Source organism: Ectopseudomonas composti (genome assembly GCF_001567565.1).
GTDB classification, from domain to species: domain Bacteria; phylum Pseudomonadota; class Gammaproteobacteria; order Pseudomonadales; family Pseudomonadaceae; genus Aquipseudomonas; species Aquipseudomonas composti_A.
Map to the genome: position 1 here is coordinate 74107 of NZ_LSSW01000013.1, position 17037 is coordinate 91143.

General features: G+C 63.7%; 19 protein-coding genes. 6 read left to right on the forward strand and 13 right to left on the reverse strand.

The window, feature by feature from the left end:
* Positions 1 to 248 precede the first annotated feature (248 nt).
* The 5 genes from PCLY_RS02610 to PCLY_RS02630 form a co-directional block, all read right to left on the reverse strand.
* Positions 249 to 428: a hypothetical protein gene (locus PCLY_RS02610; RefSeq protein WP_037048173.1), complete on the reverse strand. Its 180-nt coding sequence runs from the start codon at positions 426 to 428 to the stop codon at positions 249 to 251.
* 55 nt (positions 429 to 483) lie between these two features.
* The gene (locus tag PCLY_RS02615; protein WP_061237688.1) at positions 484 to 1854 is read right to left on the reverse strand and encodes an ammonium transporter; all 1371 of its coding nucleotides are present in this window, start codon (positions 1852 to 1854) and stop codon (positions 484 to 486) included.
* Positions 1855 to 2101: 247 nt separating this feature from the next.
* Positions 2102 to 3088, reverse strand: a complete 987-nt coding sequence (locus PCLY_RS25350) for a methyl-accepting chemotaxis protein (RefSeq protein WP_061237689.1) — start codon at positions 3086 to 3088, stop codon at positions 2102 to 2104.
* 123 nt (positions 3089 to 3211) lie between these two features.
* Positions 3212 to 5557 (reverse strand): DUF1989 domain-containing protein, encoded by a 2346-nt coding sequence (locus tag PCLY_RS02625; protein WP_061237690.1) that lies wholly within the window; start codon positions 5555 to 5557, stop codon positions 3212 to 3214.
* A 79-nt stretch (positions 5558 to 5636) separates the two neighbouring features.
* Positions 5637 to 7007 (reverse strand): NAD(P)-binding domain-containing protein, encoded by a 1371-nt coding sequence (locus PCLY_RS02630; protein WP_061237691.1) that lies wholly within the window; start codon positions 7005 to 7007, stop codon positions 5637 to 5639.
* 300 nt (positions 7008 to 7307) lie between these two features.
* On the opposite strand from PCLY_RS02630, the gene PCLY_RS02635 reads away from it, so the two are divergent.
* The 5 genes from PCLY_RS02635 (at position 7308) to PCLY_RS02655 (ending at position 10988) form a co-directional block, all read left to right on the forward strand.
* Entirely contained in the window at positions 7308 to 8417 is a 1110-nt protein-coding gene (locus tag PCLY_RS02635) for a sensor histidine kinase (protein ID WP_061237692.1), read from the forward strand.
* Positions 8414 to 9076: a response regulator gene (locus PCLY_RS02640; protein WP_061237693.1), complete on the forward strand. Its 663-nt coding sequence runs from the start codon at positions 8414 to 8416 to the stop codon at positions 9074 to 9076. Before PCLY_RS02635 ends, PCLY_RS02640 begins: the two co-directional genes overlap by 4 nt.
* A complete protein-coding gene (locus tag PCLY_RS02645) occupies positions 9076 to 9885 on the forward strand; it encodes a PAS domain-containing protein (RefSeq protein ID WP_061237694.1) in 810 nt (269 codons plus the stop codon). The genes PCLY_RS02640 and PCLY_RS02645 overlap by 1 nt, the downstream gene beginning before the upstream one ends.
* A gap of 63 nt (positions 9886 to 9948) precedes the next feature.
* A complete protein-coding gene (locus tag PCLY_RS02650; RefSeq protein ID WP_061237695.1) occupies positions 9949 to 10659 on the forward strand; it encodes an AzlC family ABC transporter permease in 711 nt (236 codons plus the stop codon).
* A complete protein-coding gene (locus tag PCLY_RS02655) occupies positions 10659 to 10988 on the forward strand; it encodes an AzlD domain-containing protein (RefSeq protein WP_061237696.1) in 330 nt (109 codons plus the stop codon). Before PCLY_RS02650 ends, PCLY_RS02655 begins: the two co-directional genes overlap by 1 nt.
* 35 nt (positions 10989 to 11023) lie before the next feature.
* On the opposite strand, the gene PCLY_RS02660 is transcribed toward PCLY_RS02655, so the two are convergent.
* From PCLY_RS02660 to PCLY_RS02690, 7 genes are all read right to left on the reverse strand, one after another.
* Positions 11024 to 11611, reverse strand: a complete 588-nt coding sequence (locus tag PCLY_RS02660; RefSeq protein WP_061237697.1) for a putative glycolipid-binding domain-containing protein — start codon at positions 11609 to 11611, stop codon at positions 11024 to 11026.
* Between the two features lie 162 nt (positions 11612 to 11773).
* On the reverse strand, positions 11774 to 12115 hold the full coding sequence (locus PCLY_RS02665; protein ID WP_061237698.1) for a HopJ type III effector protein: 342 nt from the start codon (positions 12113 to 12115) through the stop codon (positions 11774 to 11776).
* Positions 12112 to 12405: a DUF1244 domain-containing protein gene (locus tag PCLY_RS02670; protein ID WP_061237699.1), complete on the reverse strand. Its 294-nt coding sequence runs from the start codon at positions 12403 to 12405 to the stop codon at positions 12112 to 12114. Before PCLY_RS02670 ends, PCLY_RS02665 begins: the two co-directional genes overlap by 4 nt.
* Before the next feature lie 75 nt (positions 12406 to 12480).
* Positions 12481 to 12852 (reverse strand): dihydroneopterin triphosphate 2'-epimerase, encoded by a 372-nt coding sequence (gene folX, locus PCLY_RS02675; protein WP_037003250.1) that lies wholly within the window; start codon positions 12850 to 12852, stop codon positions 12481 to 12483.
* Positions 12852 to 13412, reverse strand: a complete 561-nt coding sequence (gene folE, locus PCLY_RS02680; protein ID WP_061237700.1) for a GTP cyclohydrolase I FolE — start codon at positions 13410 to 13412, stop codon at positions 12852 to 12854. Before folE ends, folX begins: the two co-directional genes overlap by 1 nt.
* 22 nt (positions 13413 to 13434) lie before the next feature.
* Positions 13435 to 14145, reverse strand: a complete 711-nt coding sequence (gene folM, locus PCLY_RS02685; protein ID WP_061237701.1) for a dihydromonapterin reductase — start codon at positions 14143 to 14145, stop codon at positions 13435 to 13437.
* 317 nt (positions 14146 to 14462) lie between these two features.
* The gene (locus PCLY_RS02690) at positions 14463 to 15029 is read right to left on the reverse strand and encodes an antibiotic biosynthesis monooxygenase (RefSeq protein WP_061237702.1); all 567 of its coding nucleotides are present in this window, start codon (positions 15027 to 15029) and stop codon (positions 14463 to 14465) included.
* A gap of 407 nt (positions 15030 to 15436) precedes the next feature.
* On the opposite strand from PCLY_RS02690, the gene PCLY_RS02695 reads away from it, so the two are divergent.
* A complete protein-coding gene (locus PCLY_RS02695) occupies positions 15437 to 16390 on the forward strand; it encodes a MerR family transcriptional regulator (RefSeq protein ID WP_061237870.1) in 954 nt (317 codons plus the stop codon).
* A gap of 9 nt (positions 16391 to 16399) precedes the next feature.
* Here the strand turns inward: PCLY_RS02695 and PCLY_RS02700 are convergent, their stop codons facing one another.
* Positions 16400 to 17023, reverse strand: coding sequence for a PilZ domain-containing protein (locus tag PCLY_RS02700; RefSeq protein ID WP_231740098.1), 624 nt, complete (start codon positions 17021 to 17023; stop codon positions 16400 to 16402).
* Between the last annotated feature and the right edge of the window lie 14 nt (positions 17024 to 17037).

A 17037-nucleotide genomic window follows, 5' to 3' on the forward strand; every position in this document is an offset into this window, starting at 1 on the left:
TGGTTGTGGCTTGCTGGGCTTGAGTCTCGCTCTGCGTGGCGCTCAGCAAATGGATCAAGATGATTGGACTTGAGCTTAGGATAGATATCGGTATGCCGCTTCGCTTCTTTAGGGTCGCGATATGGCATGTGGACGAGGCGATTTCCGAGAGCCGCTGTCTGGGAGCGATGAGGGCGTGCGAGGGGAGGGACTGGCTGGCGCTTGAGTGATCTGGAGATGGCCGGCGGCGAGCGCCGCCGGCCATGGCCTTACTTGAGCTTGGGTAGCTTTTCGTCCGGCAGGGCGTAGCTGTGCTTCTCGTGGATCATGGTGGCGATCAGCGCATAGAGACTGACGCCGGCCACCAGCAAGCTGATGAAAACCAGAATGGCCGGCTTGTCGGCGAAGGTGAATACGGCGCTGGCGCCTTCGTAGGTAGTGATGCTCATGCTGCGTTCCTCGCGATAGGGCTGGCCGCTTGAGCGGCCAGGCTACAAAAAAGACTCAGGCCGACTTCGGCGTGGCGGTGGCCAGTGCTGCCGGCTCGCTGCCGCCGACGCTGCTGCTCGGGCCATACATCGAAGCCCATTCCGGGTAGGCCTGGGCTGGCACCTCGGTCAGATCCAGGCCACGTTCTTCGGCATGCGCCGGGACGCGCAGCAGGTCGGCCTTCTTCAGGGCATAGGAAATCAGGTAGCCGGGGACGAAGCCCAGGGTTGCCATGACCAGAGCGCCGCCCAGTTGGCCGAAGAAGCTGATCTCCGGCATGCCGTTCACGTTCGGGTAACCGGCCAGGAAGATGCCGCTGATGACGATACCGGCGAAGCCGCCGAAACCATGCACGGCGAAGGCACCGACGGCATCATCGAGCTTGAACTTGAGCAGCAGGTTGTTGATCAGCGGCGCGGTGGCCGATACGCCCATGCCGATCAGGTAGGCCAGGCCGGGGTGGTACAGGTCCAGACCCGGGGCTACCGAGATGATGCCGACCAGGCCGCCGGACATCATCCAGAACGGCTCGCGGGTGGTCAGGTAGGCGCCGATCAGGCCGCCGGCGAAGCCCATCAGGGTGTTGAAGGCGAACGCCGAGAGGTTGGTCGGCTGGCCGTAGATGTTGATCCACTGTGCGCCCGAGTTGTAGATGATGCAGCCGCCGAGGAAGCCGAAGAAACCGACGATGATCAGCATCAGGCCGACCACACTCATCGGCATGCTGTGACCGACGATGGCGTTGGCGCTGCCATCGGCGTTGAAGCGGCCGATGCGTGCGCCGAGGTTGATCACCACCGCCAGGGTGAAGAAGCCGGCGATCATGTGTACGCAGCCCGCCGCACCGACATCATGGAAGCCCCATTTGACGGTCAGCCAGCCTTCCGGGTGCCAGCCCCAGGAGGCCGCCAGCAGCCAGAGGAAGCCGCCGAGGAAGATGGTCATGATGATGAACGCGCTCATGCGCGTACGTTCGATCAGCGCACCGGAGAGAATCGAACCGGTGGTGGCGGCGAACATGGCGAAGGCGGCCCAGAAGATACCGGTGGCGTTATCGCTGATGTTCGGGCCCATGGACTGGCTCCAGGGCATGCCGGCGAGAATGGCGTCCATGCGCGGCACGATGCCGTCCGGGAAACCGTTGTAGACCGCCCAGCCGACCAGGAACACGCTGGGTACGATGAAGCCGAAGGCGAGGATGTTCTTCACCCCCGCAGCCAGTGCATTCTTCAGACGAGACGCGCCGATCTCGTAGGAGAGAAAGCCCACATGAATGCAGATCATCAGGGCGATACACCACCAGTAGAATATTTCCATATTCAGGGTGTTGGTCATCTCTATCAGAGCCTGTAGCTCCTCCAGAGTGGGGGTCTTCTGCTCTTCCATCTATCAATCCTCGATACTGTTCTTGGAATGTCGGTCGGTCTTGGCAGTGGGACTTCAGGTGGACGCCATGCAGGCGCGTTATTTATCTGTAGTTATAAAAAGTTCCCTGAATGAATAGGCAATCCTTGTGCCAGAAGGCGGCTCGCTGGCCCGCGGGCCAAAGGCTGGGATTGCTTGGAAACATCCGGTTAAAAAATGCCCCCTTTGTGTTCATCTCGCTGGCATCACGCATGAAAATGGGTCGTTGTCATGGGTTTTTCTGCAACATGCCCTGGATCTGTTGCACCGATTCCTGGGTGCGCCGTGCCAGGTTGCGCACTTCGTCGGCGACCACGGCGAAACCTCGGCCCTGCTCGCCGGCACGCGCGGCTTCGATGGCGGCGTTCAAGGCCAGCAGATTGGTCTGCTCGGCAATGCCCTTGATCACGCCAGCGACCTGAGCGATCTGCCCGTAGGTGGCCTGAATGCTGGCCTGTTCGCGCTCCTGCAGGCTGGCGGCGGCTTTTTCATCGGTGATCTCGCGTACCGCGCCGGTGACGTAGAGCAGCTTGCCCTGGGCATCGCGCAGGCAGCGGCCGCGCTCGCGGTACCAGACTTCGCCACGGGTCTTGTGGCGCATGCGGTACTCCACGGCGTAGAAACCGTCGCCGCTTCTGTCCACCATCGAGGCGTTGAAGGCCTGCATCACGGCTTTCAGGTCGTCCTGATTGACCACCTTGAAGTAGCTGTCCCAGCCGTCGGGAAACTCGGCGCGGTTGTAGCCGATCAGTTCGCGGAACTGCTCGGACCAACGGATCAGGTTCTGCGGGTGGTCCGGGTCGCCATCGACCACGTTCATCGCCCAGCAGCCCTCGGTCAGGGTGCGCTTGGTCAGCTCCCAGACCTGACGTTCTTCCTCCCAGTGCGCGCGCTCTTCCAGGAAGCCCTGGTTCTGCGCCTGGCTGGCGTGCAGCTCCTCCTGCAGCCGTGCACTCTGCTGCTCGGCCTGAAGCAGGCGGCGCTGCAACGCCGCATAGTCCTCGGCGCTGCAGGGTGCGGCAGGCTGCTGCTCGCTGTGCTGGCGAATGCGCTGCAGCTCCTCCCAGTCGCGCTGCAGACGCTGCAGGCTGCCGAGCAATTGCGGTTGCTGCTGCAGGTGCGGTCGTTCGCCTGCCGGCGGGCGCTGGCTGAGCAGGTGTTCGAGCCACTGATTGAGTTCACTGGCCAGGTTTCGGGTCGTATTGCTGAACCACATCGGCCGATCCTCCTCGGGGGTCGTTGAGGGCTGCCCTCCTGATTGGCAGCCGCTGCCCGGTTCCCTAGCAATTCTCTTTCCAAAAGCCGCGGCAGTGCGCACGGTGCTCGCGGCCTGCCGACCTCAGGCCTTGACCCGGCTCTTGTCCGGGTCATAGGCCACGGTGCCGGCAGCGACAGTGGCGCCGATGCGTTTCTGCTGGCCATCCAGCTTGCCGACCTCCAGCCGCGTGCCGAGCGTGCAGTAGTCCACCGCCAGGCGGCACAGGGCGATGTTCTTGCCCAGTACCGGCGAGCGTGTGGCGCTGGTGATGACGCCGACCTGAGCGCGGCCGACATGCACGCAATCGCCGTGGGCGGCCGGCTCGTTACCGTCCAGCTCCAGGCCTACCAACTGCTGCAGGGGGTGCGTCTTGCGCCGCAGCAGGGCGTCGCGACCGATGAAGTCGTCCTGCTTGCTCTTGAGCGGCACACAGAAGCCGATGCCGGCCTCGAACGGATCGGTCTGGTCGCTGAACTCGTAGCCGGCGAAGATCAGCCCGGCCTCGATGCGCAGCATGTCCAGCGCGTGCAGGCCGAGCGGCGCCAGCCCCAGCGGTTCGCCGAGCTGCCAGAGGCGTTGCCAGACTTTCATCGCATCGCTGGGGTGGCACCAGATTTCATAGCCCAGCTCGCCGGTGTAGCCGGTGCGCGAGACCATCAACGGTGCGCCGTCATAGTCGTCGAGGCGACCGATGAGAAAGCGGAACCAGCCCAGCTCATCCAGCTTCGGTTGAGTGCCGGGCGTCCAGATCATCTGCCGCAGCAGCTCGCGGGCGAGCGGGCCCTGCACGGCGATATTGTGGATCTGCTCGGAGGCGGACTTGATCCACACCTTCATGCCCAGCTTCTCGGCCTGCTGGCGCAGCCAGTCGCCGCCGAAGTCCTCGCCGCCGATCCAGCGAAAGGCGTCCGGCCCCAGGCGCAGTAGCGTGCCGTCATCGAGCATGCCGCCGTGATCAAAGCACATGGCGCTGTACACCACCTGGCCGACCGCCAGCTTGCGCACGTCGCGGGTCAGGCAGAGGTTGAGCAGGGCTTCGGCGTCGGGGCCGAGCACCTCGAACTTGCGCAGGGCGGACAGATCCATCACCGCCACCCGTTCGCGGCAGGCGTGGTATTCGGCCAGCGTGCCGTAACCGTCGAACTGGGTGGGCGTCCACCAGCCGCGATAGTCGACGAACTGGCGGGTGAGGGCGCTGGTGCCCGGATGGAAGCCGCTTTCGCGGGTCAGCACTGGGTCGGCGTCGGGCGTCTTGCGGTTGGCCATGGCGATACTGAAGCGCTCCTTGTCGGCATACAGGCGGATATGGATGTCGGTCGGCTGCCAGCCGTTGGCCGGGTCGATGTCGTCCGGGCAGGAGCTGCTGGCGCACACCAGCTCGCGCTGGGCACGCAGCAGCACGTAGTCGCCGGGGCGCGACCAGGGTTCATCCAGGGTCAGCTGCTGGTGCGCATCGATTCCGGTATTGAAGAAAAAGTTGATCGCTGGCCAGCCGCGCCGCGCCTGCACGCCGTGGGCGGCGAGCGCGCGGCTGAGGTTGTCGCTGCAGTTGGCGTGGCCGAAGTAACCCTGCGCCTCGTAGTAGCGTGCGCTGCAGGCCAGGGCGAAGGTGTCGTGGCGGCCGACGGTGTCGCGCACCACCTCCAGCATCGGCCGCAGGTCGCGATCGAAGAAGCGGCTGAACAGGCCCGGGCCGGGATAGGCGTTGCCGTTCAGGGTGCGGGTGACGGTGGGGTCGAGGTCGATCTCGCGGCCGGCGTCGAGGCCATGGCGGTCGAAGGCGACGAAGTCCGAGCACTGCCGGCCGGCGACGTCGATCACCTGGATGTACTGACCCGGCGCGACGATGTAGTCACGCGCCGTGCCAGGGGCGATGGTGAATTCGTCGACCACTTCGCCGAGCGGCGCCGGCAGGCTGGGAATCAGCAGGCTCGAGGGGTTGGCGCGGTGGATGAGCAGGCGCAGCTCGCTGGCGCGTTGCTGGCTGTCCACGGTGACCGCGCCGCCGGGCGCCGCGACTATCACCAGCAGCGCCGCGCTGGCGCTCAGGCTGCGGCTGAAGCCGGCGGGCGTAGCGGGCTGCCAGAGACACGCCGCCGCGGGCAGGTGCCGAGCATCGATATGGCGTTTGCCCAAACCGCTGGCAACGTGCTGCGATTCGCGGCTGCCATCGCTGAGCAGACGGCCGATGAAGTCGGCGCCGGGGCTGGCCTGCAGGCCGAGGGCGGCCAGTGCTTCGCGGCCCGCTTCGTCGAAGGCCAGCAGCTCGGCCAACTGGTCGCCTTCGAGGTCGATTACCTCGATCCGGTCGCCCGGCTCCAGGGCGATCACCGTCAGCCCGCCGGGGGCGACGCGGTGGCGTTCCACTCCCGGTGTGCGAGCGAACAGCGCCGGCTCGTGCGGCCGGGAAATCACGGGCATCTGCATGCAGGGCACCTGGGTTCTTGTGATTGCTACCGGTGCGCATGGCGCACCCTGGGGGGGCGTGCGCAGGCTGGCAGGGGGCTCAGCCCACGGCCTTGATGGCCGTCTGTGGCGAATCGGAAAGGTAGGCTTCGAGCGAATCGTCCAGTGCTTCCAACCAGGGGGTGTGATGCGGCGTGGCCAGGGTGCCGGTCATCAGCGAGCGGTGGCACTTGTTGCGGTAGCCCATGATGTCGTCGTACTTGTCGTGCTTCCACTCGAGGAAGGTCTGGTTCACTGCGGCGATGTCGAAGCTGGGGTAGTCGGTGGCGTCGATCAGGGTCTGGATGTACTGGCCCTGGTACTCGAACATTTCCTGGGCGTTCTTCAGGGTCAGCTCCTGCTCGCGCCAGGCCAGGTTCTCGGCGTGCATGGCGGCGTGGTCGGGCAGGGCGATACGTCCGAGGATCACGTCGCGGGCGTACCAGGCCTGCGCGTCGAACATGTTGAAGCTGTACCACTGGTCCTGCATGCCGAGGTAGACCAGCTTCGGGTTGTCCTCCCAGAACACGCCCTTGTACAGGTTCAGCGGCCACAGGCGGTTGTCGGTCTTCAGGCGCAGGTTCTCGGCTAGGAAAGGGAAGTGGTGCTTGTAGCCGGTGCACAGGACGATGGCGTCGACGTGCTTGCTGGTGCCGTCGACGAAGAACGCGGTGCTGCCTTGGACGTGGCTCAGCAGCGGTTTCTCTTCCCAGTTTTCCGGCCACTTGTAGCCCATCGGCGCGCTGCGGTAGCAACTGGTGATCGAGCGTGCACCGTACTTGTAGCACTGCGAGCCGATGTCCTCTGCCGAGTAGCTGGCGCCGACGATGAGCACGTCCTTGCCCTTGAATTCCAGTGCATCGCGAAAATCATGGGCATGCAGCACGCGCCCGGCGAAGCTCTCGAAACCCTCGAAATAAGGCACGTTGGGGGTGGAAAAGTGGCCGCTGGCGACCACCACGTAGTCGAAGTGTTCGCTGCTGGTGAGGTCCTGGTCGTAGCTGTGCACGGTGACCTCGAACTGGCCGCTGGCCTCGTCGAAGGCGACCCCGCGCACGGCGGTGTTGAAGCGGATGTACTGGCGCACGCCGGCCTTTTCGACGCGACCCTTGATGTAGTCCCACAGCACTTCGCGCGGCGGGTAGGAGCCCATCGGCCGGCCGAAGTGCTCGTCGAAGGTGTAATCGGCGAACTCCAGGCATTCCTTCGGCCCGTTCGACCACAGGTAGCGGTACATGCTGCCGTGCACCGGCTCGCCGTGCTCGTCCAGACCGGTGCGCCAGGTGTAGTTCCACATGCCGCCCCAGTCGCTCTGTTTCTCGAAGCAGACCAGTTCGGGAATCTGCGTGCCCTTGGCGGCGGCGGACTGGAAGGCGCGAAGCTGAGCCAGGCCACAGGGGCCGGCGCCGATGATGGCGATGCGAGTGGTCATGGAGAGTCTCCAGTGTCGATCATTTCTAATGACTTTAAGGAAATAAAAGTTCCTGCTGAGAAATACGATACGGGCTTGGCGCCTCCCTGCAATTCGCTCTGAAGAGATACCTCGTTGGGGGTAGATGGCCGCCTGGCGTTGCCCCGCTGCGGGGCAGGACGGCCTCTCGCTGGTGCAATTGAGTGAGTGTTTTTGTTTCTCTTCGGGAAATAATCTTTCTTTATGGTGTTTTTTACCGAACGCCCTGGGGCATGGAAATTGCTGGTTCCATTGACCATCACCTGCCTTGGTGGAGAGCGCATGCTCCAGTTGCTATTGCGGACCTTCCTGGCCGAGCGTCGGCCACGAGGCGTGCCGGCAGCGCCGGCCTATCGTCAGGCGCTCGCCGCCTTGCCCCTGCGCCTGTTGCAGCAGGGCGGAGCTGATGCACCGCTACTGGAGCTGCTGCCGGAACTGCAGCGCGCGCTCGATGCTGCCGCGCTCAGCCTGTGGTTGCCGCAGCAGGGGGGACCGGGCTGGCGCTACCTGGGAGCGCCGGCCGCGCTGGAGGCAGGCGACTGCCCCGGGCACGGTGATGAACTGCCGCTGCCAGGTGCTGTGAAGCTTTGTGCCGGGTGCCTGTCTCAGGGCCGCTATCGTGCTCTGGCCGGCCTCTATCAGGAGCAGGGGCATAGTGCTGTGCTGCAGGTGGATTTCGCCCGCCGCCCGCAGTTGTGGCAGCGTGATCGCTTGCGCGAGATGGCTCGCCCGTTGGCAGAGGCCCTGCAGGCCTTCGCCGAGGAGCGGCGCCTACGTCGGCGCGAACTGAGCGCCGAGCGTGGCGTACTGGCGCGTGAGCTGCACGACTCGGTGGCGCAGCAGCTCAGTTACCTGCAGATTCGGGCCAGCCGCTTGCAGGCTGTGCTGGAGCAGCGAGAGCACGCGGCGGCCGATGTCATGCTCGACGATTTGCGTGAGGGCTTGCGGGTCATGCATCGGCAGGTGCGCGAGCTGATCAGCAGTGCGCGACTGACCATGGACGGCCACTCCCTGCGCCAGGCACTGGAAGCCTCGGTGGAGGCGTTCTCGCGCAGCAATGGCTGCGTCTTCAGCCTGGATAATCGCCTGCCCGCCCATTCGCTGCCGAGCGAGGTGGAGTTGCAGGTGCTGCAGATCGTGCGTGAGGCGCTGGCCAATGTCGTGCGTCACTCACATGCCAGGCAGGTGTCGATACGCCTGTGGCCGCAGGGCAGCGGTGTGGTGGTGGCGGTGCATGACGACGGTGTCGGGTTGCCACCGATGCCGCCAGAAGAAGGGCATTTCGGCCTGAACATCATGCGTGAGCGGGCGGCTTCCATCGGCGCACAGCTGGCCATCGAATCGTCGCCTGGCAAGGGCACCTGCGTACGCCTGCAGTGGGGACGAACATGAACGCGCCTTTCAGCCTGCTGTTGATCGATGACCACCCGCTGTTGCGACGAGGGTTGGCGGAGCTGTTCGAAGCATCCGGGGCGTTTCGGGTGGTTGGCAGCGTATCCAGCGGTACCTCGGGTATCGAGCTGGCACGGCGTCTGCTGCCGGACATGATCCTGCTCGATCTGCACATGCCCGGTCTGGATGGGCTGGATACGTTGCATGCGCTCAAGCTGGATCTGCCGGACAGTCGGGTCATGGTGCTGACCGCTTCGGCTGCCCGTGACGATCTGCTCGCCGCGCTGCGCACCGGCGCCGATGGCTATCTGCTCAAGGACAGCGAGCCGGAGGAGCTGTTGGAGGCGGTCACGGCCTGCGCCAGCGGGCAGGCGCGGCTCGATCCGGCGCTCTCGGCGCTGCTGGCCGGCGGCATGCGTGAGCGCGCAGTTTGCCGCGAGGCGCCGCGCGTCGAGCTGACCGAGCGCGAGCGGCAGACCCTGGTGCTGATCACCGAGGGCTTCAGCAACAAGTTGATTGCCCGTCAATTGGGCATCAGCGAGGGCACGGTGAAGATCTACGTAAAGCATCTGCTGAGCAAGCTCAGCCTGCGCTCGCGCCTGGAGCTGGCAGCCTGGGCGCATCGTATGAACCTGAGCGATGGCATGGGAGAGTCGTGATGGAGTGGCTGAAGCAATGCCTGGGGCCGTTGCGTGGCCGTCTTGCCAGGGCCATCGGTACGCCGGATTTCGATGAGCTGCCGGTGGCGCTGATTCAGCTGGATGAGTCCGGGACCATGGTGCGCGGCAATCGTGGCTGGGAAGTGCTCAGCGGACATCGCGTGCGCGATTGCCTGGGCCTCGATCACCGTGAGTTTCTGCATATCGAGGATCGGGGGCTATGGCAGCAGGCCATGCACGGCCTGAGTGTGGGGATGCCGCCGTGGATCGGCAGTTTGCGCTACCTCGGCCGTGGTTGTGAGCTGTACTGGGTCGAGGCCCGGCTGGTGCGGCGCACGTGTGGCTACGTGGCCAGCCTGGCCGACATCAGTGCCCAGGTGCCGCGTAATCAGCAGCTGCAGGCAGGTTATCGCAGCCTCAGCAACCTGCTCGATGGCCTGCCGCTGATGGTGTACCGCTGCCGCAACAATCGGCAGTGGACCATGGAGTACGTCAGCGCCGGCTGCCTGGAGCTGACTGGCTACGCGCCACACGCGCTGGTCGACAGCCAGAGTTTGACCTTCAACAGCCTGATCCATCCTGAGGATCGCGGACGCATCTGGCGTCTCGTCCAGGAGGGCGTGCGCAGTGCGCGGCCATTCAGCTTCGACTATCGCCTATTGTGCGCCGACGGCAGCGAGAAGGCGGTCAGCGAGCGTGGCCGTGGCATCTACTCGGATCTCGGCGATCTGCTCGGGCTGGAGGGGGTGGTCATGCCGCGCGATGGCGAATCGGCGTATCTGCAGGAGGTGGTCGCGGGCTTTTACTGAGAGCAAGAACGTTCAAGACCTGCCTGGGGCGTTTGGCTAAGCTCGCCGTCCCAAGGAGGTTCTATGTCCCGTCAACACGAATTCACCCACGGCGCCCGCGATATGCTGCCCATGCTGCTCGGCGCGATTCCCTTCGGCATCATCTTCGGCAGCCTGGCAGGCGCTGCCGGGCTCGATCCCTGGCAGACTCAGGGCATGTCCCTGCTGGTTTTCGCCGGCTCGGCGCAGTTCATCGCCATCAGCCTGCTGAGCGGTGGTGCCGGCATCGCCGTGGTGCTGCTGACCACCCTGGTGGTCAATCTGCGCCACGCCCTGTACAGCGCCAGCATGCAGCCCCACGTGCGTCATCTGCCCAAGCGCTGGCGCATGCCGCTGGCCTTCTGGCTCACCGACGAGGCCTATGCGGTGGTGGTGCAGCGCTATGCGCGGGGCGACCAGGGGGTCTATCGCCATTGGTACTTTCTTGGCGCGGCCCTGGCCATGTACTGCAACTGGCAGTTGTGCACGCTGGTCGGCGTGCTGTTCGGCCAGGCGGTGCCAAACATCGCTGATTGGGGGCTGGACTTCGCCATGTTGGCGACCTTCATCGGCATCGTCGTGCCGATGCTGCGCAACCAGCCGCAAGTGGCTGCCGCTCTGGTCGCTGGCGCCGTGGCGCTGCTGTGCCATGCCTTGCCCTACAAGCTCGGGCTGATGGCGGCTGCGGCCAGTGGCATCGTCGTCGGCGTGTGGTTGGAGCGACGCAATCCGGCGCTGCAGGAGGAGTTGGCCTGATGGATATCTGGTTGCTGATCCTGGGCATGCTGGTGATCACCTTCATCACTCGCTACAGCCTCTTCGCCTTCCCTGATCTGCGTTTCCCGCCGTTGATCAGGCAGGGGCTGCATTACGTACCGACTGCCGTGCTCACGGCCATCGTGATACCCGGCATGCTGATGCCGGATGGACAGAACTGGATGCTGAGCTGGAACAATGCCTATCTGCTGGCGGGTGTGGCGGCCATCGCCATTGTCGCCTGTACCCGGCATCTGCTGGCGACCATTGGTGGTGGTTTGCTGGTGTTCTTTCTGCTGCGCTGGGCGTTCGGGCAACTGCCCATCTGAAGATGGGCGGCACCCGCATCGTGCATTGAGGCCCTCTACACCAGCGCGCTGACCTTCAGCTCGCGCTGGCTCAGGCGCAGGTAGTGTTCGTCGGCCTTGAGCAGCAGCGCCTGGTCGTCGACGCTCAGCTCTGCCTGCGCGCGTCCTTCGGCCTGGCTGCGGTAGAGGCTTTCACCGGGGCGGCGCCGCAGGCATTGATAGCGCTGCTGGCGTGACTCCACCTTGAGGCTGAGCATGTCGATATAGGCGACCTGCATTTCCTCGCTCTGCCCAGTCTCCAGCGCGCTGCGTTGCAGGGCTGGCGTGTGGGTGAAAGGCGAGGCCGAGAGCATGACGTGTTGGCATTGCTGCAGGTCGGGGCGCGGTTCGCCGTTGAGCAGCCAGTTACCACGCAGATCGCGCTGCAGGCACAGGTTGCGCTGGCCGTGGTTGTCGACCTTCAGCCAGAGACGGCGGAAGCGCCAGCGTGGGTCGCAATCGATCAGGTAGTTGGCAACGATGCTGTTGCCCTTGATGACTTGCATGAGGTGGCTGGTAGCGTGGATGCCATTGGCATCCTGGCTCAGGCGCAGGGTTTCCACGCCGGGGGTGTACCAGGGTTTCCATACCAGGGTTTGCTGCATCGGTCGACTCCATGCCGAGCGCGAAACAGGAGGGAAGGCGGCTACTGCGCGCAGAACACGTTCCCTCGTGTTCCATGTTGTTTGTGCGCGCAGCATAAAACGATAGCAATGTGATGTCTGTCAGCTTTTGCTGACAGTTGCGCAGTTTTTTGCGCTACAGCTTCAAACTCTCGGCTTGAGCGGTTGCTGCTCGAACTTCACGGCGTCCAGACCATGCTTGATCAGCGCACGGATGTTGCCGTGATCGCTGCCTTGCGGCGTGGCCACTACGCTGCGGTAGTGCTCACCGAAGGCGCGCAGCGCTTCGTCCTGGCTGAACCCTTCCAGCAGGGCCAGGCCCAGCGTCTTGCAGGAGCCTTCGTTCTGTCCGGCCGCGTTCTCCACGTCACCGTTGCGGAAGGCGCTGGGCTGATAGTCATAGTGCTCGGCGACGAAGGCCAGGGTTTCACTGAAGGCGTAGTCGTCCTGCTGCAGACGGCTGCGCAGCGCATTGAGAGCGGTCATTCATGCTTTCCTTTGGCAAATGCGGCTTTCTGCTCGGCAGAGGCCTCTTTCTGATACTTGGCCTTCCAGTCGGCATAGGGCATGCCGTACACGCTCTCGCGGGCCTGGTCGGCGCTGACGTCGACACCGAGGTCGTCGGCGGCGGCCTTGTACCACTTGGACAGACAGTTGCGGCAGAAACCGGCCAGGTTCATCAGGTCGATGTTCTGCACGTCAGGACGGCTGCGCAGGTGCTGTACCAGTGCGCGAAAGGCTGCAGCTTCCAGCTCGAGGCGTTCTTGCTCGGTCATGGTGGGCTCTCCGGGGATTGGGTGGCGCGATGATAAGAGCCTCGCCGGGGAGCGACAAGCCGCCAGGGGAGGCTGTCAGCGATGGCCGGCGAGGGTGATCGATACCGACTCGGCGAAACGCAGGGCATGGGGTTTGTCCACTTCCACTTCAGCGTAACGCACGGCCTGGTGGGTCATGACCAGGTCGAGGATTTCCTGGGTCAGGCGTTCGAGCAGGGCGAAACGATTACCCTCGACATGGGCGATGATCGCCTTGGTGATGGTGCGGTAGTTGAGCGCATGCTCGATGTCGTTGACCTGCACGGCATCGACGGCCGGGTACAGGATGGTCAGGTTGATCAACACGTCCTGCTTGTTGTTGATCTCTTCTTCCTTGATGCCGATGTAGGTGCGCAGGCGCAGGTCCTTGACGCGGATGCGCGCCATTCCGGGTTCCAGTCGCGGCATTAGTTGTTCCGTCCGATCAATTGCAGAAATTCGTGGCGAGTGTTGCAGGACTCGCGGAAGGCGCCAAGCATCACCGAGCTGCTCATCACCGAGTTCTGCTTCTCCACGCCACGCATCATCATGCACATGTGCTTGGCTTCGATCACCACCGCGACGCCGGCGGCGTTGGTCACGCTGGCAATGGCGTCGGCGATCTGCTTGGTGAGGTTCTCCTGGATCTGCAGGCGCCGCGCGTACATGTCGACGATGCGCGCTACCTTGGACAGCCCGAGCACCTTGCCGGTAGGAATGTAGGCGACATGCGCCTTGCCGATGAAGGGCAGCAGATGGTGTTCGCACAGCGAGTACAGCTCGATGTCCTTGACGATCACCATCTCGTCGTTGTCGGACTCGAACAGCGCACCGTTGACGATTTCGTCCAGCGATTGCTGGTAGCCATGACACAGATACTGCATGGCCTTGGCGGCCCGCTTGGGCGTGTCGAGCAGGCCTTCGCGCTCCGGATTTTCACCGAGGCCTAGAAGAATTTCGCGATATTGCTGGGAAAGTGGTTGGCTCATGGCAGGGTCCTGAGCGGTCGCCTCACTTGAGGTGGCGGCCGCCGTTGAGGGTAATGGTGGTTCCGGTTACGTAGGGGGTGTCCAGCAGATAGCGCAACGTCTGGTAGAAGGCCTCTGGGCCGGGTTCTATGCCCAGCGCCGATTTGGCCAGGGTCCTGGTGCGGTAGGCGTCGTCATCGTCGGCGTTGAACATCAGCAATGCCGGCGCGATGGTGTTGACCTTGATGCGTGGCGCCAGGCGCGCGGCGAACGACAGCGTCAGGCTTTCCAGGCCGGCCTTGCTGGCGCAGTAGGCCGGGCGATTGGCACTTCCCTTGCGCACCACGTCATCGCTTACGTGAACGATATCGGCCTGGGCCGACTGCAGCAGGAGATCGCTGCAGTGCAGGTTGATCAGATAGGGCGCCAGCATGTGCACGCTGAACAGTTGGCGAAAGGCATCGGCCTCTTCGCCGGGTGTTTCGGCCAGCCACTGCGAGGCGTTGTGCACGATTGCGCGCAGGCCGCTGCACTGCGCCTTGATTTGCTCGATGAAGGTCAGAATTCCCGTTTCATCGCTGAAGTCGGCCTGCACGGCGATGGCGCCGCGCTCACGCAGCCGCGCGATGCTGTCGCGTTCCTGGCGGTAGCTGATGATCACCGGCTGGCCCGCGTCGAGCAGGCGCTCGGCGCAGTGAAGGCCGACTCGCTGGCCGGCGCCGGTGATCAGAATGGGGAAGCTGGCAGCGCTCATGTGCAACTCGTGTGAGACATGGGAGGGCAGGGCGCTTGCGCCCCTGCAATACCTGGCCGTGGCAGGCGATGTTGGTCAATCGTCGGACAAAGCTATACCAGAGCTGCAGGTTGTACAACCATGCGGGCCATGTGGTTTTGCCGTCAGGATCAGCGGATAGGCCTATTTGTCTGAGTTTCAAGGCTTTTTGTAGGGATGTTTGAGCGGTTTTTATTTATACGTTACCTGTACGTTCTGTGTGTTTTGTATAGGTGTTGGTGGCTGCGCAACGAAATCGGCCAGCGCTGGGCTGGCCGATTCGGTGGGGGCGGGGGCGATCAGGATTTGCCGATGCTTACGGCTCGCCTGTTCAAGCGCTGCGGCTGGTTGCCCAGCAGCCAAGGCTCCAGCAGGCGCGTGGATAGCGGGATGAACAGATAGGTCATCAGTGGCGTCAGGGCCAGCGTCGACAACAGTACGCGGGTCACCAGTGACAAGTCGGCGAGCCAAGGGCCCAGCAGCAGGTTGAACGCCAGTGATACCGGAAAGAACGCCAGCCAGATCGCCACGCTCTGCTTCCAGCGCGGCGCTTGGCGGTGGGCGCTGCCGAACCAGGCGTCGAGGCCGACTGCGCGCTTTTCCTGCGGTTGCGCAAAAAGCCCTGCACCACGCTGCAGCCAGGCCTGGCGTGAGGCGGAATGCTCCCAGGAGGCCATGGTCTGTTCGTCACTGAAACGGAAAACGATCTGGAATTCGTCGTCACCGGCTGGTGGTGCCAGTACGCCGGAGCCGAGATAGCCCGGGAAGTCGGTGGCCAGGTGTTCGCCTTCACGCAGCCAGGCGATGAAGTCGTGATAACGGCCATTGGCGACGCGGCGCGCCACCATCAGGGTTACAGGGGACATTGTGTATCTCCTCGGGTGTTGCCGTCAGCCGGGGTATGGCGTTGGGCGTGGTCGAACACGGGGTGCTGTGCTCGACGAACAATGCAGCAAGGATTATTCCCGTTTTGCGGAAATTAGCCAGCGCCAGCTGATGGTGGGCGTTGGGGCGGGCAGGTGTCGTTTCTTCGGCAATGCGCCGCACTGTCAGGGTGCGGTAATTGCGCCAGATGAGGGCGCAGGCGGCAGAACAGTCGATAGCCCCACTCCTAGCCGCTTACGCGCACAGAGCGAGCAGTCGCCGCAGAAACAAAGGCTCGATGACCAAGCCGGGTTGTGCATGGAGCTATCTTGTATAATTCTTGCACAATGTGAGCCCGGCCAAGCTGGGTTACAATTCCCGAACATTCGTTGCCATGATGCCCGAAGCCATGCCCGAACTCGCCTCCGTCACATCGCTTACGTCCAGCGCGTTGAAGCAGGAAGAGCTGTTCCCCATCCGTGAGGTGTCCCGTCTTACCGGCGTCAACCCGGTCACCTTGCGTGCCTGGGAGCGGCGTTATGGCCTGATTCAACCGACACGGACCGACAGCGGCCATCGCCTCTATTCGCAAGCCGATATCGATGCAGTACGCAGCATCCTCGCCTGGATCGAGCGCGGCGTCGCGGTCAGCAAGGTCGGCTCGATCCTGGCCAAGAGTGCCGGCAGTCGCAGCACCGCTGCGCCCGCCTACAACGAAGTCAGCGGTGACGACTGGAGTCAGTGGCAGGAGCAGCTGCGCAGTGCGCTGCAGAACTTCGACGAGCCTCGCCTGGAACGCCTCTACGGGCAGATTTTTTCCTGCTATCCGCTGCCGGTGGTGTTTCAGGACATCTTCATGCCGGTCTGGCAGGAGCTGTTGCTGCGTCAGGACGAAGTGGGCCAACGCGGCGAGTGGCTGATGCTCGACGGCTTCCTGCGTGGGCGCTGCCTGCAGCGCCTGCAACTGGGGCGTGATGATTCGCGCGAGCGTATTCTGCTGGTGGCTTTACCCAGTCACTGCCGGGAGCTGGAGCTGCTGGTTGCCGCGTTGTTGCTGGGCAATCAGGACATCGAAGTGACGGTGATGGGCCCCGGAGTACCCTTGACCGACCTGGCGCTGGTCTGCGAACGCATGCAGCCGCAGGCGCTGGTGGTCTTCAGCAATCAGCCGCCAGGCGAGGAATTTCCGCGGCAGCTGGCACGTCTGGCGCTGGGGCTGCAATGCCCGGTGTTGCTGGCCGGTGACAGTGCCGATCTGGCGGAGGAAAGTCTGGCCGGCTCGGCCATTGCCTGTCTGGGTAATGAAGGGCGTCTGATGCAGCGTCGTCTGCAGCAGTTTCTGGCCGGTCACCTCGACACCTGAAGCGGCGCTTCAGCCAACCGCCGCCGTTTGCAGGTGCAGTTCACTGTGCTGCTCGAACAGGTACTGGCGCAGGGTCTGTTCATCTTCAGCATGCAGCGTCTGCAGGGTGTAGGCGTAGTGCGTCTGGCCGACGCGCCTGACCAGCTGGGCGCGCAGTTGTACGCGCTGCCCCTGCGGTAGAAGCAGCTGCAGCAATTGATCCTTGGCCGGCGTGCCGCTCTTGCTGTACTTCACCCGCATCCCGTTGTTCGACAACTCCAGCGCCTTGAGGCCGCTGGGGCGATCACTGCTGTCGAGCAGGGTCAGCGCCATGGGCAGCACGAGGCGCCAGGGGCGTTCGCTCACACCTTGTTCGAAGATCAAGGGTGCGCCCAGCTCCAGACGCGACTGGCTGTGCCCATCCTGAATCAGGTGCAGGGGAAAACTCAGGTGCTGCTGGTCGGTGTGGGTGTCCAGGCTCAACTGTTCTTCGCCGCCGAGGCGGGCCAGAAGCTCATTGAGTTGTTCGCCCAGCGTCAACTGCGGCGCAACATTGGTGCGTCGCTTTTGCGCAGGTTTGGAGACGATCTTCTGGATGAAATCCAGTTCGTCCTGAGTCAGCAGCGGGTCGCTTTGCATGGGATGAGACTGCATGTGAACAAACTCAT